The organism is Salipiger bermudensis, from assembly GCF_017309175.1.
GTDB lineage: Bacteria > Pseudomonadota > Alphaproteobacteria > Rhodobacterales > Rhodobacteraceae > Salipiger > Salipiger bermudensis.
The window spans coordinates 205,096-227,803 of sequence record NZ_JAEKJV010000008.1 but is presented as its reverse complement, the minus strand read 5'-3'; the positions used below and the strand labels follow the sequence as shown (position 1 = coordinate 227,803).

Annotated in this window: 24 protein-coding genes; 18 read left to right on the top strand and 6 right to left on the bottom strand. The window is 67.6% G+C overall.

Annotated features, from left to right (window positions below; genetic code table 11):
- Positions 1–55: 55 nt before the first annotated feature.
- The 3 genes from JF542_RS13155 to JF542_RS13145 are packed head-to-tail and all read left to right on the top strand — an operon-like array spanning position 56 to position 1,728.
- Positions 56–889, top strand: coding sequence for an SDR family NAD(P)-dependent oxidoreductase (locus tag JF542_RS13155; RefSeq protein WP_207076166.1), 834 nt, complete (start codon positions 56–58; stop codon positions 887–889).
- A gap of 60 nt (positions 890–949) precedes the next feature.
- Positions 950–1,153 (top strand): twin transmembrane helix small protein, encoded by a 204-nt coding sequence (locus JF542_RS13150; RefSeq protein WP_007793740.1) that lies wholly within the window; start codon positions 950–952, stop codon positions 1,151–1,153.
- A 2-nt stretch (positions 1,154–1,155) separates the two neighbouring features.
- A complete protein-coding gene (locus JF542_RS13145) occupies positions 1,156–1,728 on the top strand; it encodes a cob(I)yrinic acid a,c-diamide adenosyltransferase (protein ID WP_207076165.1) in 573 nt (190 codons plus the stop codon).
- 140 nt (positions 1,729–1,868) lie between these two features.
- Here the strand turns inward: JF542_RS13145 and JF542_RS13140 are convergent, their stop codons facing one another.
- Positions 1,869–3,146, bottom strand: coding sequence for an acetylornithine deacetylase/succinyl-diaminopimelate desuccinylase family protein (locus JF542_RS13140; protein ID WP_207076163.1), 1,278 nt, complete (start codon positions 3,144–3,146; stop codon positions 1,869–1,871).
- A 136-nt stretch (positions 3,147–3,282) separates the two neighbouring features.
- Complete coding sequence (locus tag JF542_RS13135) at positions 3,283–4,233, bottom strand: DUF2125 domain-containing protein (RefSeq protein ID WP_340689156.1); 951 nt, start codon at positions 4,231–4,233, stop codon at positions 3,283–3,285.
- Positions 4,234–4,300: 67 nt separating this feature from the next.
- Here JF542_RS13135 and JF542_RS13130 point away from each other — a divergent pair, with 67 nt between their 5' ends.
- The 4 genes from JF542_RS13130 to serB all read left to right on the top strand — a co-directional run bounded on the left by JF542_RS13130 (position 4,301) and on the right by serB (position 9,022).
- Positions 4,301–4,843 (top strand): gamma-glutamylcyclotransferase, encoded by a 543-nt coding sequence (locus JF542_RS13130; RefSeq protein ID WP_207076162.1) that lies wholly within the window; start codon positions 4,301–4,303, stop codon positions 4,841–4,843.
- A gap of 54 nt (positions 4,844–4,897) precedes the next feature.
- Positions 4,898–6,130: a hypothetical protein gene (locus JF542_RS13125; RefSeq protein WP_007793767.1), complete on the top strand. Its 1,233-nt coding sequence runs from the start codon at positions 4,898–4,900 to the stop codon at positions 6,128–6,130.
- A gap of 3 nt (positions 6,131–6,133) precedes the next feature.
- Complete coding sequence (locus JF542_RS13120; protein WP_207076161.1) at positions 6,134–8,038, top strand: peptidoglycan -binding protein; 1,905 nt, start codon at positions 6,134–6,136, stop codon at positions 8,036–8,038.
- Between the two features lie 114 nt (positions 8,039–8,152).
- Positions 8,153–9,022, top strand: a complete 870-nt coding sequence (gene serB / locus JF542_RS13115) for a phosphoserine phosphatase SerB (protein WP_207076160.1) — start codon at positions 8,153–8,155, stop codon at positions 9,020–9,022.
- Positions 9,023–9,063: 41 nt separating this feature from the next.
- Here the strand turns inward: serB and JF542_RS13110 are convergent, their stop codons facing one another.
- Positions 9,064–10,062, bottom strand: a complete 999-nt coding sequence (locus tag JF542_RS13110) for an asparaginase (protein ID WP_207076159.1) — start codon at positions 10,060–10,062, stop codon at positions 9,064–9,066.
- 174 nt (positions 10,063–10,236) lie between these two features.
- Here JF542_RS13110 and JF542_RS13105 point away from each other — a divergent pair, with 174 nt between their 5' ends.
- The gene (locus tag JF542_RS13105; protein ID WP_207076158.1) at positions 10,237–10,767 is read left to right on the top strand and encodes an invasion associated locus B family protein; all 531 of its coding nucleotides are present in this window, start codon (positions 10,237–10,239) and stop codon (positions 10,765–10,767) included.
- 82 nt (positions 10,768–10,849) lie between these two features.
- Here the strand turns inward: JF542_RS13105 and JF542_RS13100 are convergent, their stop codons facing one another.
- On the bottom strand, positions 10,850–11,650 hold the full coding sequence (locus JF542_RS13100) for a helix-turn-helix transcriptional regulator (RefSeq protein WP_242533738.1): 801 nt from the start codon (positions 11,648–11,650) through the stop codon (positions 10,850–10,852).
- A gap of 114 nt (positions 11,651–11,764) precedes the next feature.
- Between JF542_RS13100 and JF542_RS13095 the strand changes: the two genes are divergently transcribed.
- The 10 genes from JF542_RS13095 (at position 11,765) to argE (ending at position 21,432) form a co-directional block, all read left to right on the top strand.
- Positions 11,765–12,832, top strand: a complete 1,068-nt coding sequence (locus tag JF542_RS13095) for an ATP-binding cassette domain-containing protein (RefSeq protein ID WP_207076156.1) — start codon at positions 11,765–11,767, stop codon at positions 12,830–12,832.
- Positions 12,832–13,752 carry an ABC transporter permease gene (locus JF542_RS13090; RefSeq protein ID WP_207076155.1) on the top strand — a complete coding sequence of 307 codons (921 nt, stop codon included), beginning with the start codon at positions 12,832–12,834 and terminating at the stop codon, positions 13,750–13,752. Before JF542_RS13095 ends, JF542_RS13090 begins: the two co-directional genes overlap by 1 nt.
- A complete protein-coding gene (locus JF542_RS13085; protein ID WP_007793789.1) occupies positions 13,749–14,555 on the top strand; it encodes an ABC transporter permease in 807 nt (268 codons plus the stop codon). The genes JF542_RS13090 and JF542_RS13085 overlap by 4 nt, the downstream gene beginning before the upstream one ends.
- A gap of 43 nt (positions 14,556–14,598) precedes the next feature.
- A complete protein-coding gene (locus tag JF542_RS13080) occupies positions 14,599–15,624 on the top strand; it encodes an extracellular solute-binding protein (protein WP_207076154.1) in 1,026 nt (341 codons plus the stop codon).
- Between the two features lie 9 nt (positions 15,625–15,633).
- On the top strand, positions 15,634–16,401 hold the full coding sequence (locus JF542_RS13075) for a carbon-nitrogen hydrolase family protein (RefSeq protein WP_207076153.1): 768 nt from the start codon (positions 15,634–15,636) through the stop codon (positions 16,399–16,401).
- A gap of 2 nt (positions 16,402–16,403) precedes the next feature.
- Positions 16,404–17,768 (top strand): aminotransferase class III-fold pyridoxal phosphate-dependent enzyme, encoded by a 1,365-nt coding sequence (locus JF542_RS13070; protein ID WP_207076152.1) that lies wholly within the window; start codon positions 16,404–16,406, stop codon positions 17,766–17,768.
- A 253-nt stretch (positions 17,769–18,021) separates the two neighbouring features.
- Entirely contained in the window at positions 18,022–19,146 is a 1,125-nt protein-coding gene (locus tag JF542_RS13065; protein WP_207076151.1) for an aromatic ring-hydroxylating oxygenase subunit alpha, read from the top strand.
- Between the two features lie 72 nt (positions 19,147–19,218).
- The gene (locus tag JF542_RS13060) at positions 19,219–19,635 is read left to right on the top strand and encodes a RidA family protein (protein ID WP_007793803.1); all 417 of its coding nucleotides are present in this window, start codon (positions 19,219–19,221) and stop codon (positions 19,633–19,635) included.
- A gap of 37 nt (positions 19,636–19,672) precedes the next feature.
- Positions 19,673–20,350 (top strand): DUF1028 domain-containing protein, encoded by a 678-nt coding sequence (locus JF542_RS13055; RefSeq protein ID WP_207076150.1) that lies wholly within the window; start codon positions 19,673–19,675, stop codon positions 20,348–20,350.
- Positions 20,350–21,432: an acetylornithine deacetylase gene (gene argE, locus JF542_RS13050; RefSeq protein WP_207076149.1), complete on the top strand. Its 1,083-nt coding sequence runs from the start codon at positions 20,350–20,352 to the stop codon at positions 21,430–21,432. The genes JF542_RS13055 and argE overlap by 1 nt, the downstream gene beginning before the upstream one ends.
- A 2-nt stretch (positions 21,433–21,434) precedes the next feature.
- Here argE and JF542_RS13045 read toward each other — a convergent pair whose 3' ends face one another.
- Both JF542_RS13045 and JF542_RS13040 read right to left on the bottom strand, forming a co-directional pair.
- Positions 21,435–22,136, bottom strand: a complete 702-nt coding sequence (locus JF542_RS13045; RefSeq protein WP_207076148.1) for a glycosyltransferase family 2 protein — start codon at positions 22,134–22,136, stop codon at positions 21,435–21,437.
- Positions 22,133–22,705 (bottom strand): DedA family protein, encoded by a 573-nt coding sequence (locus JF542_RS13040; RefSeq protein WP_007793813.1) that lies wholly within the window; start codon positions 22,703–22,705, stop codon positions 22,133–22,135. Before JF542_RS13040 ends, JF542_RS13045 begins: the two co-directional genes overlap by 4 nt.
- Between the last annotated feature and the right edge of the window lie 3 nt (positions 22,706–22,708).

Here is a 22,708-nt window from a genome sequence, read left to right as displayed (position 1 = left end):
CGCTTGAACTGCTGCGCGCCTTGGCTTACCCGGCCCGCAGCAGGGAAGGGCGCGCATGACCGGCAAGACGATCCTCATCACCGGATGTTCCTCGGGCATCGGATATGATGCTGCCCATGGGCTGCGCGCGCGTGGCTGGCGGGTGTTCGCCTCCTGCCGGCAGGAACGCGACTGCGACCGTCTGCGCGACGAGGGCTTCGAGAGCCCTCAGCTGGATTACGGTGACGAGGCCAGTATCCACCGGGCTCTCGGCGAGGTGCTCGAGGCCACCGGCGGCACGCTTGATGCGCTCTACAACAATGGCGCCTACGCCGTACCGGGCGCGGTCGAGGATCTTCCCACCGGCGCGCTGCGCGAAATCTTCGAGGCCAATGTCTTTGGCTGGCACACGCTGACACGCGCGGTGGTTCCGGTGATGCGCGCGCAGGGGCACGGGCGTATCGTCAACTGTTCCTCGGTGCTCGGGCTGGTGCCGATGCCGTGGCGCGGGGCGTATGTTTCGACGAAATACGCCCTCGAAGGGCTGACCGACGTGCTGCGCATCGAGATGCGCGACACCCCGATCGATGTGATCCTGATCGAGCCGGGCCCGATCACCTCGCGCATCCGGGCGAACTCGGTGCCGCATTTCGAGACATGGATCGACTGGCGCGCATCGCCGCGGGCGCGGCAATACGAGGCCTCGCTGCTCAAGCGGCTCTATGCGGCGCCGTCGAAGGATCGGTTCGAGCTGCCGCCCTCGGCGGTGACGGATAAGCTTGTGCGTGCGCTTGAGCATCCCAGGCCCAAGCCGCGCTACTACGTCACGTTCCCGACGCATCTCATGGGGCGTCTTCGGCGCCTGCTGCCGACCCGCGCACTGGATGCGCTGATCGACCGCGCCCGATAACAGGTTCGCTTTTTCCGCCCGAGCGGCTATGTCACGGGCAAAGCCCCGGAGGAGGTGACAATGAAAGACGATCCCCTGTTCATCGTGATGGCCATCGCCATGCTGGCTGTTGTCGGCATCCTGTTGTTCGGCATCGGCTCCTTCGCCCGGGGTGGCGAGTTCAACAAGAAATACGCGAACAAGGCGATGCGCTGGCGCATCATCGCGCAGTTCCTCGCGGTGGTGCTGATCATCCTGTTCGTCCTGATCCGCGGAGGAAGCTGACCATGGTTGTTCTGAGCAAGATCTACACCCGCACCGGCGACAAGGGCGACACCGCGCTGGTCGACGGCACCCGCGTGCCCAAGTTCAACGCCCGCGTCGAGGCCTATGGCACCGCCGACGAGCTCAACGCGGTGCTGGGGGCGACCCGGCTGCACGCCGACGCCGATCTCGACGCGGCGCTTTCGCGGATCCAGAACGATCTCTTCGATCTCGGCGCCGATCTCGGCCGCCCGGACATGGCGAAGGATGCCGAGGCCGGCTATCCTGTGCTGCGCATGGTGGCGCGGCAGGTGGACCGGCTCGAGGAAGAGATCGACGCGATGAATGCCCGGCTCGAGCCGCTGCGCAGCTTCGTTCTGCCGGGCGGGTCGGCGGTTTCTGCGCATCTGCACCAGTGCCGCACCGTGGCCCGCCGCGCCGAGCGCCGCGCCGTGGAGCTCGCCTCGCTCGAGGAGGTCAACGAACACGCGGTGAAATACCTCAACCGCCTCAGCGACTGGTTCTTCGTCGCCTCGCGCATCGCCAATGACGACGGCAAGGCGGATGTGTTGTGGGTTCCGGGAGCGAACCGCTGACAGGCGGCGGGGCGTCCAGTGGACGGCCCGGTTCCCGGAAGCGCCGTGAGGCGCAGGCCCGGAGGGCGGGAGCGAACCGCTGACAAGCGGCGGGGCGTCCGGTCGACGGCCCGGCCGGGCTTGCCGACGTGTGAACGGACCTATTTGGGCAACAGCAGCCGTTCGAGGCTGCGCCCCATAACCCGCGCGCTGTCGAGCATGTCTGTGACGCCGACCCATTCATCGGGCTTGTGCGCCAGTTCCAGCACTCCCGGACCGTAGGCGATGCAGTTCTTCAGCTTGCCGATGCGGTCGATGTGCTTCTGGTCATAGCTGCCGGGCGAGGCCACGTAGGTCGCCTCGGTGCCCAGTTCCTCGCGGATCGCCTCGGTCACCGTGGTCACCACCGGTGCGTCGCGGTCGGTCATCGACGGGATCACGCGGTTGAGCTCGCGGATCTCGTAGTCGAAATTCTCGCGCCGCGCCTTGAGCTCCTCGAGCAGCGCCACCACTTCGTCGCGCACCCCGTCGGCCGTCTCCTCGATCAGGAAGCGCCGGTCGATCACGATTCGGCAGCTGTCGGGCACGCAATGGGCCGGCAGACCGTCGAAATCCGGCGGGTTCTCGGGCTGGCCACCGTGGATCGCGTTGATGTTCATCGTCGACTGCCGGGCGCCCTCGGGCACCACCGGCATTTCCGTATGCCGCGCCGCCATCGCCGGGAACAGCCGCTCCTCGAATGCCGCCAGTACCGCGCCCATGTGGCGCACGGCGCAGTCGCCGAGAAAGGGCATGGACCCGTGGGCGATCTCGCCCTTGGTCTCGATCTCGGCCCACCAGCCGCCGCGGTGGCCCAGGCAGATGCGGTCCTTGTTGAGCGGCTCGGGGATGATCACGTGCTGCACCCGCTCGGGTGCGAACCAGCCCTTTTCCGCCAGATAGGCCACGCCGCCATAGCCGCCGGATTCCTCGTCTGCCGTGGCGCTGATCTCGATGGCGCCAGCATAGTCGGGGTGGGCCTCGATGAAGGCCTCGGCGGCGATCACCGAGGCAGCGAGCCCGCCCTTCATGTCGCAGGCGCCGCGGCCAAAGATGCGGTCGCCGTCGAGTTCCGCGCCGAACGGGTCGCGGGTCCAGCCATGGCCGACCTCGACCACGTCGTGATGCGAGTTGAAATGTACACAGTCGCCGGGGCGGGCGCCTTCGTGGCGGGCGACGAGGTTCCAGCGCGGGTAACGCTCGCTGTCGCCGGGCGCGCCTTCGGCGCGAACCAGTTCGCAGGCGAGGCCGCGAGCGGTGAGCCGGGTCTTCAGCATGTCGCAGATCGCGCGGTAGTTCTCGCCGGGCGGGTTCAGGGTCGGGATGCGGATCAGCGCCTGTGTCAGCGCGATCAGCTCGTCGCGCTTGGCCTCGATCCGCCGGGAAAGGCTGTCACTCATGGCGCCACTGTTCCCGGGATCGGCGCCCGGCGCAAGGGTGATGCGCCCGGTGTTGAAACGAGGAATTTTCTGCGAAAATTCCTCCAGGTGTCGGGCGGGACAAGAAAATTCGGACGAATTTTCTTAGGCGTCGCGGTCAGCGCAGTTGCGGGGCCGGACCGAGGGGCAGGATCCCGAGCCAGGTCCTGCGGTCGCGGAACTCGAAGGTCACGTCGATGGTGTCGCGCCGTCCGGAAAGCCCGGCGATCAGCTGCGCACCGCCCTCGATCAGCGCCAGAAGTTCCTCGGGCACGCGTCCGGCGCGGCGCTCGGCCTCGATGGCCTCGGCCACGTTCTCGACCCGGAGCGAGAGCTGGCCCTCGGGGTAGCCGTCTTCGTCCACGTCCATCTCGCCGGTGGCCGCGAGGCGCAGCGCGTCCTTTCCGATCTCGGCCCGGGCGATCTCGATCCGCGTCGGCCGCGGCTCGCCGGCTGCGCCGAGCGACAACGGCTCGGCCAGCGTCACATGCGCGTCGAGCTCCAGCCCGTCCTCGCTGCCGCCGGGCAGGGCGGCGCCGCCGGTGGCGATGCCCTCGGCATTGACCGCGATCCGGTAGCGCCTGTCACTGTCCTCGGTGCGGGAGATCGCGGCGGTCAGGTCGCGCAGGGCCAGCGGCGCCTCGCCTGAGATGTTCAGCACCCCGGCCTCGGCATTGGCGCGCAGCAACAGATCGCCGTCACGCACGAGGCTGGCGCGCAGCCCCTCGGCGGTGATCTCGTGCCGTGCCCCGTCGCGGGTCAGAACCTGTGTCTCGGGGAAAGCCACGATGACGTGGTCGCGGTTGTAGACCACCTGCAGCACCTGCAGGAGCGGGGCCTCCCAGACGGTTTCGGTCTTGGGGTCAGCCAGCACCAGCCCGGTGAACGTGGTGTCGAGCCGGTTGGGAAAGCCGCGGATCGCCAGATCCTCGTAGGAGGCCTCCCAGCCGTCAGCACGCTGGCCTTCGAACCACGCCTCGATGGCGCTGCGCTGCATCCAGGCCGACCAGCCCCAGTAGGCCGACCAGGCCAGTGCCGCCGCGATCACCAGTTGCGTCAGTCGTTTCACCGCGGCTCCCCCTTTTCCGGACACGCCCGATGGTGTTTACAGCCCGCCAAAGGAAAGGACCAGAACCATGGCGCTATGGGTCTTCGGCTACGGCTCTCTACTGTGGAATCCCGGCTTCGAGGTGGCGGAGGCGGCGCAGGCCAGCCTGCCCGACTATCACCGCAGCTTTTGCATGCGCTCGATCCACCATCGCGGCAGCGAGGCCGAGCCCGGTCTGGTGCTGGCACTCGACGAGCAGCCGGGCGCGCTCTGCGAGGGGTTGGCGCTGCGCGCCGCCGACGGCACGGAAGAGGCGACCATCGCCTACCTGCGCGAGCGCGAACTGGTCTCCTCGGCCTATCTCGAGAAGATGCTGCACGTGGATCTGCAGGACGGCCGCCGGGTCGAGGCGGTGACCTACGTGATCGACGCCGCCCACGTGCAGTATTGCGGCGGGCTGCCGCTCGAGGAGCAGGCCGCCATCATCGCGCGCGCCATGGGCGGGCGCGGTCCGAACACCGAATATCTCTACAATACCGCCGCCCATCTCGACGAACTGGGCATACCCGATGCCGAACTGCACTGGTTGCGGGACCGTGTTCGGCAGCTTGTGGATAACGACTTGGCTTGATGCGGCCCCCGCAATAGGGTCGGGCCAACGCGAACTACTTTCTCAGGGACCTAGATGCACAAGGCCGATTTCGAGGCAGAACCGCATTTCAGCCAGCCGTTCCGCCAGATCGCCATGATGCTGGCGGTGCTTGGCCTGTGCGGTGCTGGTGGATTCGTGGCGCTGCCCCGGGTGCTGCCGGTGATCGAGGCCAACCCGTGGCTCAACGGCTTCATCATCTTCGTCTTCTTCCTCGGGGTCGTGGCCTGCTTCCTGCAGGTGGCGCAGCTGATCCAGTCGGTGCGCTGGATCGAGCATTTCGTCACCGACCGCGATGCCGGCAATCGCCCGCCGCGCCTGCTGGCGCCGCTTGCCGCCCTGCTGCGCCGCCGCGACCGCCGGCTGCAGATCACGACCAGCTCGACCCGCTCGATCCTCGATTCGGTCGCCACACGGATCGACGAGGCGCGCGAGATCACCCGCTACCTGGTCTCGCTGCTGATCTTCCTCGGCCTGCTCGGCACGTTCTACGGCCTCGCCACCACGGTGCCGGCGCTGGTCGACACCATCCGCAGCCTCGCGCCCAGCGAGGGCGAGACCAACATGGAGGTCTTCACCCGCTTGATGTCGGGGCTGGAAAGCCAGCTCGGCGGCATGGGTGTGGCCTTTGCTTCCTCGCTGCTCGGCCTCGCGGGCTCGCTGATCGTGGGCCTGCTCGAGCTGTTCGCCGGGCACGGCCAGAACCGGTTCTACCGCGAGCTCGAGGAATGGCTCAGCACCATCACCAAGCTCAGCTTCTCGGGCGACGGCGAGCAGGCGAGCGACACCGGCATCGTCGAGCAGGTGCTCGACCAGATGACCGACCAGATGGAGCGGCTCACGCTGATGTTCTCGCGCGCGCAGGAGGGCCAGAACGAGGTCGACGCCCGGCTCGGGCAGCTGGCGGATTCCGTCGAACGCATGACCGAGCGGCTCGAGGCGACGGCGCCCTCGGCCAATTCTCTGGCCCGCATCGCCGAGGGGCAGGAGCGTCTGGCCGAAGTGCTTGCCGAACGCGAGACCTCCGAGGGGCTCGACGCAGAAAGCCGCATGCGCCTGCGCTCGATCGACGTGCAGATGCTGCGCCTGCTCGAGGAAGTCGCCGCCGGCCGGCAGGAGAGCATGGCCGAGCTGCGCACCGATCTTGCGGCGCTGAACCGGACGCTGACCAAGCTCTCGCACGCGCCGCAGGCGCAGCCGCAATCGGTGACCATCCGCCCGGTGCGCCCCGGCGGTTCCGGTGGCGCCGGCGGCAAGAGCGGGGCCTGATCCATGTCGCTGTCGCGACGCACCGGCGCGCGCTTCCAGGCCAATATCTGGCCGGGCTTCGTCGACGCGATGACTGGGCTCCTGCTGGTGCTGATGTTCGTGCTGACGATCTTCATGGTGATCCAGTCGGTGCTGCGCGACACCATCACCGGGCAGGAGAGTGAGCTTGACCGTCTGTCCTCGGAGATCACCGAACTGTCGCGCAGCCTCGGTCTGCAGGAGCGCCGGAACACCGCGCTGACCACCCGCATCGGCGAGCTCGAGACCACCATCGATGATGCCGAGACCCGGATGACCGAGCAGCAGAGCCTCATCGCCTCGCTCACCGCCACCCGCGACCGGCAGGCCGAGGAACTCACCGCCGCCGCCAACCGGATTACCAGCTTCGAGGAGCAGGTCGCTTCATTGCTGGCCGACCGCGACGCCGCCGAGAGCGAGATCGCGGCGCTCAGTGCCACGCAGGAGGACCTTGAGGCCGCGCAGGCCGAGCTGACCTCCGAGCGCGATGCGCTCGATCTGGCGCTGGCGCAGGCGCGCAGCGAGGTCGACGCGCAGGCAGAGGCGGCCCGGCTCGCCGCCGCACGCCGCGAGGCGCTGCAGGCGCTGATCGAGGACCTTCGGGCTCAGGCCGCGGATCGCGATGCGCAGATCGGGGGGCTGTCTTCGCAGGTTGACGCGTTGCAGGCCGAGCTGAGCGAGGAAGAAGCGCAGCGCTTGGCCGAGGCCGAGGCCGCTGCCGCCCTGCGCGCACGTCTGGAGAATGCCGACAGCGAACTGACCGCGATGACCATGGCGCTGGAAGAGCAGCGCCGTCGCGCCGAGGAGACTCTGACGCTTCTGGCAGCGGCGCGCGACGCCGAGGAGGATCTCGACGCCCGGCTCGCCGCCGCACTTCTGCGGCAGGACGAGACCGAGGCGGCGCTGCAGCGCGCCCGCGACGCCGCAGGCAATGCCGAGACCCTGCAGGACGATCTGGCGCAGGCGCAGGCCACGGCCGAAGACCTGCGCAGCCGGCTCGCGGCGCTGCTCGAAGAGCAGGGCGAGGCCGAGATCACCCAGGAGGAGCTGCGCGATCGCCTGACCGCGGCGCTGGCGGCGCAGAAGGCGGCCGAGGCCGAGGCCGGTGCGCGGCTGAGCGAGGCCGAGCAGCGCGCGGCGCTGCTCTCGGAGGCGCGCAGCGAACTGAGCCAGACGGAGGCTCGCGCGAGCGAGGCCGAACGCCAGCGCGAGCTCCTCAACCAGCAGGTCGCGGCGCTGCGGTCGCAGCTGTCGCAGCTTCAAGGACTGCTCGACGAGGCGCGCGAAAGCGACGCCGAGGCGCAGGTGCAGCTGCAGAATCTCGGCTCCGAGCTCAACGCCGCGCTGGCGCGCGTCGCCGCCGAGGAACGGCGCCGCCGCCAGCTCGAGGAAGAAGAGCGCCGCCGGCTCGAGGCGCAGGCCGAGGATCTCGAGCGTTATCGCTCGGAATTCTTCGGACGGCTGCGCGAGGTGATCGGCGATCAGGACGGCATCCGCATCGAGGGGGACCGCTTCGTGTTCTCCTCGGAGGTGCTGTTCGCGCCGGGCGAGGCGCGGCTCTCGCCGCTGGGCGAGGGCGAAATCGCCAATATCGCGGGCATTCTGCAGCGGGTGATGTCGGATATTCCGCCGGGCATCGACTGGATCCTGCGCGTCGACGGCCATACCGATGACACGCCGCTGCGCCCCGGTGCGCGCTTCGCCGACAACTGGGAACTCAGCCAGGCCCGCGCGCTGTCGGTGGTGCGGTTCCTGGTCGAGGACATGGGCATCCCGCCGCAGCGGCTCTCGGCCAACGGCTTTGGCGAATACCAGCCGGTCGATCCCGCCGACTCGCCCGAAGCGCGTGCGCAGAACCGGCGCATCGAGCTCAAGCTCACCGAACGCTGATCAAGGGCCAAGAATTTTAGCTAAAATTCTTGGCCACGGTCCGCCCTCCGGCAGGTCTGGCAAAATACGCCGGCCCATGCCAGAAGCGCCGCCAACGCTCAGGAGGTCGCGCCCATGTTCATTCTATCGCTCATTGCCCGTCCCGGCACGCTCGAGACCGCGCTGATGTCGTCGCTGCGCAACGCCACCGGCGGCGGTGCGGCGGTCTGGCTGTCGCAGGGCGAGGCGGCGGAGTTCCCGCTCGATCACGTGCCGTCCAATCTCGAGGAGCTGCGCGTGGCAGTGGCCGATCAGGCCGACCTGAACCTGGTGCCGGCGCTGGGCCGTCGCAAGACCATGCTGCTGGCCGACATGGATTCGACTATGATCCAGCAGGAATGCATCGACGAGCTCGCCGAAGAGGCTGGTGTCGGCGCGCATGTGAAGGAGATCACCGCGCGGGCGATGAACGGTGAGCTCGATTTCGAGGGCGCGCTGACCGAGCGCGTGGCCCTGCTGAAGGACCTGCCCGAGACGGTCATCGACCGGGTGCTCGAGACCCGCATCACCCTGATGCCCGGAGGGCGCGAGCTTGTGGCCACGATGAAGGCCACTGGCGGCTATGCGGCGCTGGTCTCGGGCGGCTTCACCGCCTTCACCGCCAAGGTGGCGGGGCTGGTGGGCTTTGACGAGAACCGCGCCAACACGCTTCTGATGGAGGGCGGCAAGCTCACCGGCGAGGTGGCGCGGCCGATCCTTGGCCGCGAGGCCAAGGTGCAGGCGCTCGAGGAGATCTCGGCGCGGCTCGGCATCCCCGAGGCCGACGTTCTGGCGGTGGGCGACGGGGCCAACGATCTCGGCATGCTGGGCCGGGCGGGCATGGGCGTGGCGCTGCACGCCAAGCCCTCGGTGCAGGCGCAATGCAATCTGCGGGTGAACCACGGCGACCTGACCGCGCTGCTCTACCTGCAGGGCTATGCCCGCGAAGATTTCGCCATGGTCTGAGCCGGGGAGCGCGGGGCAACGCCCCCGCGCCCGTTGTCAGATCAGGGAAAGCTGGGCGCCGTCGCGATGCGCCCGACCTCGATGCCGGCGCGGTTGTGGATCGGCGGGCAGAGGAAGCGCTGCACCTCCGGATCTGCCTCGTCGAGCACCCCGAGCTGCACCAGAAGCGCCGCCACGGCACAGTCGGCAGCGCGGGTGGCGCCGTCGGTGATCTTCAGCGCCAGTCCCATGCCGCGCTCCGGCAGGATGGCGACGAAATAGCCCTCGGCCCCGGTCTTGATCGCCACCGGCTCCTTCGCGGCGCGCATCAGGTGGGTGCAGGCGCGGCCTTGGCCCGCGACATGTTCGGGGAACGCGATCATCGCCTCGACGAGCTGCGCCGCAGCCTTGCTCAGCGTGTCCGGTCGCTTGTGGGCGTTTGCGTACCACGCCATGGCGCGGGCCATGCCCTCCATCGTGGTGGCGAAGTTCGGCGCCGAGCAGCCGTCGATGCCGAAGCCCGGGCTTTCCATGCCGGTTACCGTCTCGAACAGCTCGCGCACCTCGCGCTGCACCGGGTGGTCGGGCGCGCAATACTCTGCGCCACCGCCGAGATGCTTGTTGAAGGTCAGGAAGCCCGCGTGCTTTCCCGAGCAGTTGTTGTGCGCCTGGCAGGGGCACTTGCCCTCGCGGATCATCTGAAGCTTGAGCGCCTTGTCGCGCGAGACCTCCGGGCCGCAGCGCAGGTCGTCATCGCTCATCCCCAGCTCCGCGAGCCAGGCGTTGACCGCATCGACATGCAGCGGCGCGCCCTGATGCGAGGCGCAGGCCAGCGCCAGCTGCTCGGTCTTCAGGCCGAACGCCTGCGCCGCGCCCGAGGCCACCAGCGGCAGCGCCTGGATCATCTTGGCCGAGCTGCGCGGCAGGATCACCTTGCCGGGATCGCCCCAGGCCTGCACGATCTGGCCGCTGTCATCGCAGATCACCGCGTGGCCTGTATGGGCGCTTTCGGCCAGCGGTCCGCGGTGGATCTCGACCATGAGTTCGGGCGCGTTCGGCATGCTCGGGTCCTTCACAACTAAGCGATAACTTGCCAACAGGGGGTTTATGGCCGCAGGTTTTTCAGTCTATCTTCCCGACGTCGAGTAGAAAATCGGAAGCGCGCGCGATTGGGCCGAAACTGGCCGGGCGCCGACCGCGTGATTGAGGCACAAGACAGCTGGAGGCTGCACGGTATGAAGTCAATTCTCGGTGGAGTTCTGGGCGGAGCCCTGCTGGCGCTGACCACCACGGCGGTGCTCGCTCAGGAAGAGAGCCAGAACCGGGTCAACGCGATCACCGACTGGTCCGTGTTCGAGGGCAGCGACCCGCGCGAATGCTGGGCGGTCACCACCTACAAGGAAAGCGTGAACACCAAGGACGGCCGCGTCGTCTCGGTGCGCCGCGGGGACATTCTGCTGATGGTGTTCTACCGCCCCGAGGGCGGCGTGAACGGGCAGGTGGCCTTCACCGGCGGCTATCCCTTCGCGCCCGGCTCGACGGTCGGCGTGAACATCGGCGGCTCGGAATTCGAGCTCTACACCGATGGCGAATGGGCCTGGCCGGCGACCTCGGGTGACGACAGCCAGATCATCGCCGCGATGAAGCGCGGCGCCGACGCGGTGCTGACCGCGCGGTCGGCGCGTGGCACCCAGACCAAGGACACCTTCTCGCTGCTGGGCTTCACCGCCGCGGTCGAGGACGCCGAGCAGCGCTGCGCCAGCTGATCCGCGCGCCCTAGCTGACAGAGATTGAAGCCCCTCGCAGGACGCTGCGGGGGGCTTTCGCGTGTTGGCCTCGGGGCGATGTTCAGAACTCCAGCGAGGACAGCATCGGCATCATCAGCGAGAACAGCTCCGCCTGCGAGGAGATCTCGCATTTGCGGTAGAGCTGCTTGCGGAACACCTTCACGGTCTGCGGGCTGATCTCGAGCCGCATGGCAATCGAGGCCGAGGAGTGACCCTTGAGAATCAGCAGCGCGATCTCGGCCTGTCTGCCGGTCAGCGCCACGCCATGCTCCTGCTCCATGCGCCTCTGCAGCGCCTCGGTGACGGCGGAGTCGCGGAAATCGCCGGTCGAGCGCAGGTTCGACCAGTGCCGCGCCGCCAGCGCGCAGGCGATCGGCGCGATCTGCTCGGCGCGCTCCATGTCGCGCGAGGAAAACACCCGGCCCGAGCTGGCATCGCGCCCGAGACAGACATGCACCGACACGCCCTCGGACGGGTAGGCCACATAGGCGACCTCGTCGATCAGCGTGGTGCGCCGGTAATAGGCCGAGAAATATTCATTTCGGGTGAACTGGTCGGGGGCGATGTCGCGCATCCGGTAGAGCCCCTCCGGTGCCCGCTCGATGTGCAAAGCGTGGAACGGATCGAGCAGATAGGCCCCGGTCAGGTAGTCGTCCTCGAGCTTTTCGTGGACACGCTTTTCCTGCGCGTGGGAAAACAGAAGCTCGGGCGGCCGGTTCTGGAAGTAGGCCAGCATCGTGGTGTTGTCGATCTCGTAGCAGCGCATCAGCCACTGGAAAAAGAGGCCGGCGAACGCGTCGGTCTCGAGCGCCGCGATGGCGCGCCCGAGAAAATTCTCCGTCAGGTTCGGCAATTTTCGCATCATACCTCTCTGGGGGTATATACCCCCTGTTTCGCATGCGCCTAGGGTATAGCCACAAGAACGGGTGGTATAGCCCGAAACAGGGATAACAGCCGCAGGGGGTGGTTCGGTATCGTGACCGGGACCGTGATCAACATCGACCGCGTGGTGAAGCGCTTCGGCACCTTCACTGCGCTCCACGAGGTGTCGCTCGACATCGCCGAGAATGAATTCTTCACGCTGCTCGGGCCGTCGGGCTGCGGCAAGACCACGCTTTTGCGCTGCATCGCGGGGTTTGAGCCGGTGAGCGGCGGACAGATCCGCCTGAATGGCGAGGACATCGCGCCGCTGCCGCCGTTCAAGCGCCCGGTCAACACGGTGTTCCAGCACTACGCGCTCTTCCCGCACATGACAGTGCTCGAGAACGTGATGTTCGGCCTGCAGCGGCTGGGCTGGTCGGTCGTCGATGCCGAGGGTCGCGCAAAGCAGGCGCTCGAGCTGGTGCACCTGTCGCAATTCCTCAAGCGCCGCCCCGGTCAGCTCTCGGGCGGGCAGCAGCAGCGTGTGGCGCTGGCCCGCGCGTTGGCGCCCGAGCCCAAGGTGCTGCTGCTCGACGAGCCGCTCTCGGCGCTCGACCTGAAGCTGCGGCAGGCGGTGCGGATGGAGCTCAAGCAGATCCAGCGCGAGACCGGCATCGCCTTCGTCTTCGTCACCCACGATCAGGAAGAGGCGCTGACCATGTCCGACCGCATCGCGGTGATGTCGGACGGGCACGTGCAGCAGATCGGGGCCCCGCGCGAGATCTACGAGGCCCCGGCGAACCGCTTCGTGGCGGATTTCATCGGCGAGACCAACCTGATCGAGGTGCCGGTTCTGGGCATCTCCGACGGCATGGCCGAGGTCTCCCTCCCCGGCGGCCGCGCCCTGCGCTGCCCGACGCCGCTTGCCCGCGCGGTGGGGCAGGGGGTGCTGTCGCTGCGCCCCGAGCGGATCGACCTGTGCCCGGCCTCGGAGGCCGACCTCACGGTGATCGCCACCGATCAGGTCTATCTGGGCACCGACATCCAGCTCAAGGCGCAGCTCGCAGGCGGTCAGGAGATGACCGTGCGGCTACAGAACGCCGAGGCCACACGCCTGCCCGAGCGCGGCACCGAGGTGGGTCTGAAACTGGAAGCAGGCGCCGCCCGCCTGCTCTCGGCCTGATGGCGGCGATGGCGCCGGGCGGCGCATCCTCGTCGGAAATCTACAAGGGCAACGCAAGCAGATTGCTGTTGCCGACATGGGTGGTCATCGGGGTCTTCCTGTTGGTCCCAGTTGCCCTGATGGCCACCTATTCGTTCCTCACCAAGGAATTCCGCGGCGGCGTGATCTGGGAGTTCTCGCTCGCCGCATATGACCAGTTCTTCCTCAATCGCGGCCTGTTCGGAGACGAGCCGCCGCGCATCGAGTGGACCTATATCACGATCTTCTGGCGCTCGATCTGGCAGGCGGGGCTGGCGACGCTCCTCTGCCTGCTGATCGGTTTCCCGACCGCGTGGTTCATCGCCACCCGCGAGGCCCGGATGCGTACCGTCTGGCTGCTCATCGTCACGGTGCCCTACTGGGTCAACCTGCTGATCCGCACGGTCTCGATGAAGTTCCTGATCCGCGACGAGGGCCCGCTCAACGCCATGTTGCTCTGGAGCGGGTTGATCGACCAGCCGCTGGGGCTGATCAACACCAACCTCGCGGTGCAACTGGGGCTGTTCTACTCCTACCTGCCGTTCATGGTGCTACCGATCTACGCCGCGGTCGAGCGCTATGACTTCGCGCTCTCCGAGGCGGCGGCCGATCTCTATGCCGGGCGCTGGACGACGCTGCGGCTGGTGATCCTGCCGGTGGTCAAGCCGGGGCTCATCGCGGGCTGCATCCTCGTCTTCGTGCCCTCGCTCGGCGCCTTTCTCGCGCCTGACCTGCTGGGCGGTGCCAAGAGCTTCATGATCGGTTCGCTGATCGAAGAGCAGTTCAAGGGCGCCGCCGGCAACTGGCCCTTCGGGGCGGCAGCGGCGATGATCCTGATGAGCATCGTGATGGTGGTGCTGCTGGTCTACGCCCGCTCGCAAACTCGGGAGGCCAAGGCATGAAGCAGCTCGACCTGCGCCGCTTCCCCGGCTTCTTCGCGATCACGCTGCTTTGCGTGGTGGTGCTCTACGCGCCGCTGCTGGTGGTCTCGGTCTACAGCTTCAACGCCTCGACCTCGATCACCAATTGGGGCGGCGTCTCGTTGGAGTGGTATGTCGATGTCTTCACCGGACCGGAATCGCCGAAATTCCAGCGCGCGGCGATGAACTCGCTGATCATCGCGGTTCTGGCCGGGCTCTGCGCCACGCTGATCGCCACCTCGGCGGCGGTGGCGATGCACCGCGCCGGGCGCTTCAAGGGCAAGACCGCCACCTTCGCGCTGATCAACCTGCCGCTCATGGTGCCCGAGGTGGTGACCGCCGTCGCCAGCCTGATCTTCTTTACCGCCATTGGCTTCTCGGGCGGTGTCGGCACGATCCTTCTGGCCCATATCACCTTCTGCATCCCGTTCGCCTACCTGCCGATCGCAGCAAGGATGCAGAGCGTGCCCGACAGCTACGAGCAGGCGGCGATGGACCTCTACGCGACGCCCTGGGAGGCGTTCCGGCTGATCCTGCTGCCGCTGATGATGCCCGGCATCTTCTCGGGATTCCTGCTCGCCTTCATCATCTCTCTCGACGACTTCCTGATCACCAATTTCGTGAAAGGGGCCGGTGTCGAGACCTTGCCGACCGCCATCTTCGGCGCGGTGAAACAGGGCATCAAGCCCAACATCATGGCGATTTCCACCCTGATGCTCGGCGTCTCGGTGGTGTTCGTCACCCTCTCCTGGCTGATCGGACGCAGCGGCCAGGCCAAGACATGATGACCACCCCAAAACCACAAAAAACCAACAGCGGAGACACCCCATGAAGACGATCCTTGCAACCTCCCTGATCGCGCTGGCCGCCGCTTCGGCGGCGCAGGCCGAGGGCGAGCTGAAGCTCTACAACTGGTTCGAGTACATGCCGCAGGAGCTGCTCGACAAGTTCACAGAAGAGACCGGCATCACGGTCACCATGGACACCTATGACAGCAACGAGGCGCTGCTGGCCTCGCTCAAGGCCGGACGGCTCGGGTCCTACGACCTCGCGGTGCCGGGCGACTACATGGTCAAAATCCTCGGCGACGAGGGGATGCTCGACACCTTCACCCCCGAGGAAGTGCCGAACCTTTCCAACATCGAAGACCAGTGGATGGACGTGCCCTTCGACGAGGGCCGCAAGAGCTCGGTGCCCTACCAGTGGGGCTCGACCTCGTTCGCGGTGAACCGCGAGGTGTTCGACGGCGACATCCAGACCACCGGCATCATCTTCGAGCCGCCCGAAGAGCTTAAGGGCAAGATCAACGTGCTCGACACCGCGGGCGAGACACTGACGCTGGCCTCGATGCATCTGGGCATCCCGCAATGCAGCTCTGATCGCGAGCAGCTCAAGGCGCTGAATGCGTTGGTGATGGAGGCCAAGGCCGACTGGGCGTCCTTCGGCTCGGATGTGGCCAAGGACGTGCTGGTCTCGGGCGACGCGAGTGCCGGGATGATCTGGTCGGGCTTTGCCGCCAAGGCCCGCGGCGAGGGCGCGCCGATCGAATATGCCTTCCCCAAGGAGGGCGTGATCGTCTGGATGGACAACCTCGCCCTGCTGAAGGACGCGCCGAACCGCGACAGCGCGCTGGCCTTCATGAACTTCATGCTCGAGCCCGAGAACGCCGCCGCGCTGACCAACTACGCGCAGTATTCCGCGGGCGTGACCGGCGTGGCCGAGTTCCTCGATCCCGAAGTCGCAAACTCGCCCGAGTCGAACCCGCCCGAAGGCACCGACACCGTCTTCGTCGAGGCCTGCCCGGAAGAGGTTCAGGTGCTCTACGATGCGATCTGGACCAACCTGAAGAAGTAAGCCCGCCCCATGAAACTCGCGCTTTATCAGGGCCCCGCGATCAGCGGGGCCACGGAGGAGACGTTTGCCTGCGTCTCCACCCAGCTCACCGCCGCCGCCGCCGCCGGAGCGGCCATGCTGGTCATGCCCGAGCTGTTCCTGCCGGGCTACAACCAGCCCGCCCTGCACGACCGGCTGTCGCAGCCGCGCGGCGGCGACTGGGAAACCCGGCTTGCAGGGATGGCCCGCGCGGCGGGCTGCGGTCTCACGATCGGCTGGGCCGAGCGCGAGGGGGAGACGGTCTACAACGCCGCCACCGCCTTCGGGGCGGATGGCGGCGTGCTGGGGCATTACCGCAAGATCCAGCTCTTCGGGCCGATGGAGCAGGCCTCCTTCGCGCCCGGAGACGCCTATTGCACCTTCGAGCTGGGCGGCGTGACGGCGGCCCTGCTGATCTGCTACGACGTGGAGTTTGCGCCGCATGTGCGGGCGCTGGCCGAGCAGGGCGTCAGCCTCGTTCTCGTGCCGACCGCCAACGCGGTGGGCTTCGATCACGTGCAGCGCGCCATCGTGCCCGGCCGCGCCGCCGAGCTCGGCATCACCATCGTCTATGCCAATTACTGCGGCCTTGAGGCCGGGTTGTCCTTCGGGGGCCTGTCGCTGATCGCCGATCCGCTGGGCCAGCGGATGGTCTCCGCCGGACGGGGCGAGGCGCTGCTCGTCGCCGATCTTGGCGTGAACGACGACCTGCCCAAACCCTCGCTTTCCACTCAACTCGCTGATTACCGGGAGCTCTGATCATGACCCTCGACCTGCCCAAGACCACCGACGACATCCTCACCGAGGACGTGCACCTCGTGCAGTCCTTCGCCGACCTCAACGCGCTCAAGCAGGATGGCGCGCGCACCGCCATCGTCGGCGCCGAGGGCACGATGGTGACCGACAGCGAAGGCAACGAGCTGATCGACGGCATCGGCGGGCTGTGGTGCGTCAACGTTGGCCACAAGCGCCGCGAGATCATCGAGGCGATCAACCAGCAGCTCGAGACGCTGGATTTCTATTCGACCTTCTACAGCTTCACCCACCCCACCGCCGCGGCGCTCGCCGCCAAGCTCGCCGAGCTGGCGCCGGGTTCGCTCAACAAGGTGCATTTCGGTAATTCCGGCTCGGTCGCCAATGACAGCGCGGTGCGCATCCTGCACCACTATTACAAGCGCCTTGGCCAGCCCCAGAAGCGCAAGGTTCTGAGCCGCCACGGCGCCTATCACGGCTCCACCCACCTCGCCATCGCCATGACCACGCCGGAATATTCCGACGGCTGGCACAAGGCCGAGGGCATCGTGCACCACCTTCGCAAGCCACACTATTGGCGCGAGGGGGATGGCATGACCGAGGCCGAGTTCACCGACGCGCTGCTTGACGACATAAAGTCCGAGATCGAAAGCCTCGGCGCCGAGAACATCGCCTGCTTCATCGGCGAGCCGATCATGGGCGCGGGCGGCGTCATCGTACCGCCCGAGGGCTATCACGCCCGCGTCGCGGACCTCTGCCGCGACTACGAGATCAAGGTGATCTCGGACGAGGTGGTGACCGCGTTCGGGCGGCTCGGGCATTTCTTCGCCTCGAAGGACGTGTTCGGCTTCCAGCCCGACATCATCACCACCGCCAAGGGCCTGACCTCGGGCTACCAGCCGCTCTCGGCGACGATCCTGTCGGACGAGATCCACGAGGTGATCTCGGGCCCCGGAGCCATGTTCCTGCACGGCATGACCTATTCCGGGCATCCCGCCGCCTCGGCCGCAGGCCTCGCCAATATCGCGCTGATGGAGCGCGACCAGATCCCGCAGACCGCGCGCACCACCGGCAAGCTCTTTGAGACCACGCTCAAGGGGCTCGGGGATCTCGACATCGTGGGCGAGGTCCGCGGCAGCCACTTCATGATTGGCATCGAGTTCGTCAAGGACAAGGTGTCCAAGGAGATCTTCGATCCAAGCCTCAACATCGGCCTGAAGGTGGCGCAGAAGTGTCAGGAGAAGGGGCTCATTGCCCGCCCGCTGGGGCATATCCTGATCCTGTCGCCGACGCTGATCCTCTCGCCCGAGCAGATCGCCACGATCGGGGCCATCCTGCGCGAGAGCATCACCGAGGTGATGGCCGAGCTGTGATCCCTCTGGCGTTAGGTTATTCCTAATCCGAACCTCGGAAGGCTGTTCTTTTCCCGAAGCAATGGCTCGGGCACTCTCGGTCCTGATCGCCGCTCCGGCTCAAAATCGGGGCGGCGTCGTCTGGCCCGGCACCCGCCCATCGCACCGACCCGTGCGAGAGGCTTGACCGGCGGCGGTCCAGGCTCGACGAAAGAGGTCTCGATCCGGCGGCGGGCCCGTCCGTCTCCGGCGCGAGTGGCAGGGAAGCACGACGATGAACATCCACGATCCCGCGGCGGAGCTCCGCGCCAATGTCGCAACGCCCTTCGAGGCCGCGCAGGCGATGCCGGTCTCGGTCTATACCAGCGAAGAGTTCCTCGCGCTCGAGCAGGAGCATGTCTTTGCCAAGAGCTGGCTCTGTGCCGGCCGCGCCGATGCGCTGAAGGCGCCGGGCGACTACCTGACCATGGAGATCGCCGGCGAGCCGGTGATCGTGCTGCGCGACCGCGAGGGCACCTTGCGCGCCATGTCGAACGTCTGCCGCCACCGCATGTCCATCCTTCTGGAAGGGCGCGGCAATGTCCGCACCATCACCTGCCCCTACCATGCCTGGACCTACAACCTCGACGGCAGCCTGCGCGGGGCGCCCGCGATGGAGATGAACCGGAGTTTCTGCAAGTCCGAGACCAGTCTGCCGGAGGTGCGCTGCGTCGACTGGAAGGGCTGGATCATGCTGACGCTCGATCCCGACCTGCCCGAGCCGCAGGAGACGCTTCGCGAGATGGACGACCTCGTCGGCTACCTGCCGATGCAGGACTATGTCGAGGTGTTCCGCGAGGAGCATCGCTGGAACACCAACTGGAAGATCCTCGCCGAGAACTTCATGGAGAGCTACCACCTGCCGATGTGCCACGGCGGCACCATCGGCGGCGCGGTGGATCTCAGGAAGATGACCTGCCCCGAGGGCTATCCCGGCTTCAACTTCCACCACATCCTCAAGGATGACAGCATCGCGCTGTCGATCGCCCACAAGGACAACACCGCGCTCAGGGGCGAGGACCGCTACCGCACATGGCTGATCTCGGTCTACCCGTCGCTGATGATCACGCTGACGCCGGGCTACTTCTGGTATCTCAGCCTGACCCCGGATGGCCCGGGCCACGTGAAGATCATCTATGGCGGCGGGCTGCACCCCGATTTCGCCGCGGACGCCGAGGCGGAGCAGCATTTCGAGACCCTCAAGGGCCTGCTCGACCACGTCAACGACGAGGACAAAGGCTGCACCGAGCGGGTCTGGAAGGGCATGCAGTCGCGCCACGCTGTGCCCGGCGCGCTGTCGCATCTCGAGCGCCCGAACTACGAGTTCGCCGCCTGGATCGCCGGCAAGATCCCGAGCTGAGGCGCCGTGCCCGGCCAACCCGTGCGGACCGTTCAAAGGGCCCGCGAGAAACTGACCAACAAGAGGACCGACATGGCCCATACCCGCATCCGCCCGTTCAACACCAAGGACACCTACCCGGAGCAGAACCTCGACAACGATCTGGCGCAGGCCGTGGTCACGAGGGGCGGGCGCACCGTCTGGCTGCGCGGCCAGTGCCCGCAGAACCTCGACGATGCCAAGAACATCGACAGTCACGATCCGGTCGAGCAGACCCACAAGGTGATGCAGAACATCCGACAGCTGATCGAGGAAGCCGGCGGCTCGATGGAGCATCTGGTCAAGGTGGTGGTCTACATCACCGACGTGCGCCACCGCGAGGCGGTTTACCGCACGATGGGCGAGTATATCAAAGGGGTACACCCGGTCTCGACCGGGCTGGTGGTGCAGGCGCTGGCGCGGCCCGAATGGCTGGTCGAGATCGACGGCACGGCGGTGATCCCCGACTGAGCCCGCGCCCGGCGGACGACAGGACCAAGGAGACGACATGACCTTTTCCCTCGTGGCGCGCTGCGCCGTGACCGGCCAGTTCGGCGTGGCAATCTCGTCCTCCTCACCGGCGGTGGCGGCGCGCTGCGCCTATGCCCGCGCCGGGGTGGGCGCGGTGGCGTCGCAGAACGTCACCGACCCGCGGTTGGGGCCCCGAGCGCTCGATCTGATGGCCGACGGCGCCAGCGCCGATGCGGCGATCCAGGCACTGCAGCAGAGCGCCGATCACATGGCCTACCGACAAGTGCTCGCGGTGGACGGGCAGGGCGGCACGGCGATCCATTCCGGGCCGAACTCGCTGGGCATCTGGACGCAGGCGCAGGGGCGCGACGTGGCGGCGGGCGGCAACCTGCTGGCCAACGACGCCGTGCCTCAGGCCATCGTGGACGGATTCGAGGCCGCCCGGGGCGCGCTGGGCGACCGGCTGATCGCGGCGATGCGCGCCGGGCTTGCCGCGGGCGGCGAGGCCGGGCCGGTGCATTCGGCGGGGATGCTGATCGTCGACCGCGAGAGCTGGCCCTATGCCGAGCTGCGCTGCGACTGGATCGACCAAGGCTGCCCGATCGAGGCCATCGCGCGGGCGTGGGAGGTCTACCAGCCGCAGGCGGCGGATTACGTCACCCGCGCGCTCGACCCCTCTGCCGCGCCCTCCTACGGCGTTCCGGGGGACGAGTGATGCGGGTGCTCGAGCTTCTCGACCGGCTCATCGCCTTCCCCACGGTGTCGTCCGAGAGCAACCTCGATCTAATCGACTGGACGCAGGCCCATCTCGAGGCCTGCGGCTTCGCCGTCACCCGCGTGCCCTCGCCCTGCGGCGAGAAGGCGGGGCTGATCGCCAATCGCGGCGGGGCGGGCGGCGTGGTGCTCTCGGGACATACCGACGTGGTGCCCGCCGAAGGCCAGCCATGGGGTCGCGACCCCTTCCGGCTGACGCGCGAGGGCGCGCGGCTCTTCGGGCGCGGCACCACCGACATGAAGGGCTTCGTGGCCTGCGCGCTGGCGCTGGCCGAACAGCCCGCCGAGGCGCAGGGGCCGGTTTCGATCGTGCTGTCGTGGGACGAGGAGGTGGGCTGCCGCGGCATTCCGCACATGATCCCGCATCTTGAGGCCGCGCTGGGGCCGCAGGCGCTCTGCATGGTGGGTGAACCGACCTCGCTGGTGATGGCGACCGGCCACAAGGGCAAGGCGGCCTATCGCGCGGTCAGCCACGGCGAGTCCGGGCATTCGGCGATGGCGCCGCAATTCCGCAACGCGCTGCACGGGGCCTGCGATCTGGTCGCCAATATTCGGGCCGAGCAGGCCCGTCTGATGCAGGAGGGCGCGCAGGACGCGGGCTACGACGTGCCCTGCTCGACGCTGCACGTGGGCAAGCTGCAGGGCGGTACCGCGCTCAACATCGTGCCCGACCGCGCCACTATCGACTGGGAAATCCGCCACCTCGCCGCCGAGACGCCGGACGAGATCGTGCCGCGTGTCATGAGCGGGCTGGAGCATGTGGAGCTGGAACAGGTGTTTGCCTACCCGGGCCTCGACACCGATCCCGATTTGCCGGCGCTGGCCAAGCTGCGCAGTCTCTCGCGGGGGCTCTGCAAGGTGTCTTACGGCACCGAGGCGGGGGTCTTCGTGCCGGCCGGCATCCCCACCGTGGTTTGCGGGCCGGGCGACATGGCGCAAGGCCACCAGCCCGACGAGTTCATCGAGCTCGACCAGCTTACCGGCTGCATGGAGATGCTCGAGGCGCTGGTGGCGCCGGGCTGAGCTCAGACCCGGCGGCTGCGCAGCGCCACCACCTGTCGCATGGTCTCGGTCGGCGGCACTGTGCGGAAGATGTCGCCCAGCATGGCGATGTCGGCGCGCAGCCCGTCGATCCAGCCGCCGCGCTTGGCGTGCTTGTAGGGGCTCTCGACCTCGGGCCAGCGCACGATGGCGATGTGCAGCCCCTCGGCCAGCCAGAGCCGGTTGATGAAGACCTCGAGCCCGAAGCGCGGCAGGTTGAGCAGCGCCTCGGTCTGGTTCGCCAGCAGCCGGCGCGGCATCACGCGCTCGCCCGAGATGTAGTCGATGCCGATCATCCGCCAGATCAGCGGCGCGTTGCGGCGCAGGCTGATGGTGGCCTCTGCGCGGTGCTCCAATACCGGCAGGATCAGCGCGCTGAGATGCTCGGGCCCGAGGCCGAGCAGGTCGCTGTCGAGCAGCAGGATATGGCTGCCGCGCGCCTCGGTGATGCCGCGGGTCACGGCGCGCGTCTTGCCGCCGTTGCGCGGCTGGCGCACCACCCGCAGCGCCGACTCATCCTGCCCATGCGCCTCGGCGGCCTCGGCGGTGCCGTCGGAGGAGCCGTCATCGACCACGATGACCTCGTCGATCAACGGGTGGCCCAGCACTGCATCGAGCACGGCGCCGATGCGCGGGGCCTCGTTATAGGCCGGGATGATGCAGGAGATGGACAGAGCGCGGGTCATTTCTGTGTCGTCCTCTTGAGAAGCCAGGCGATGCCGCCCAGCACCAGAACGCCCAGGAGCAGCAAAGAGATCCGTGCGATCCAGTCGTCGATGCGGGAATAGGCGGCGCCGAAGGCGTAGCCGATGAACACGAAGAACAGGCTCTTGGGGATGGTGGCGAGCAGGTTGACCCAGAAAAAGCGCAGCAGCGGCATCTTTGCGAGCCCGGCCGCCACCAGCACCGCCGCCCCGGCGGAATGGGTGATCTTGCCCAGCACCAGCGTGCGCGCGCCATGGCTCTCGAAATGGCCCGAGACCTGCGCCAGCCGTGCCCGGCTCAGCCCCATGCGGTAGCGCCAGCGCAGCGGCAGACGGTGCAGCCCCCAGCGTCCGAGCGCGTAGAACAGGAGGTCTCCGAACAGGTCGGCAAGGATCACCACCACGCTCACGCTCCACACGTCGAGCAGGCCGCGGCTTGCCAGCCAGGCCGCGATCACCGTGACGATCGGGCCCTCGAGCACCGCGATCGGTGCGAGGATGGCCAGCCCGTTCTTGGCGAGCAGGGCGGTGACGGTTTCCAGTCCGAACAAGGC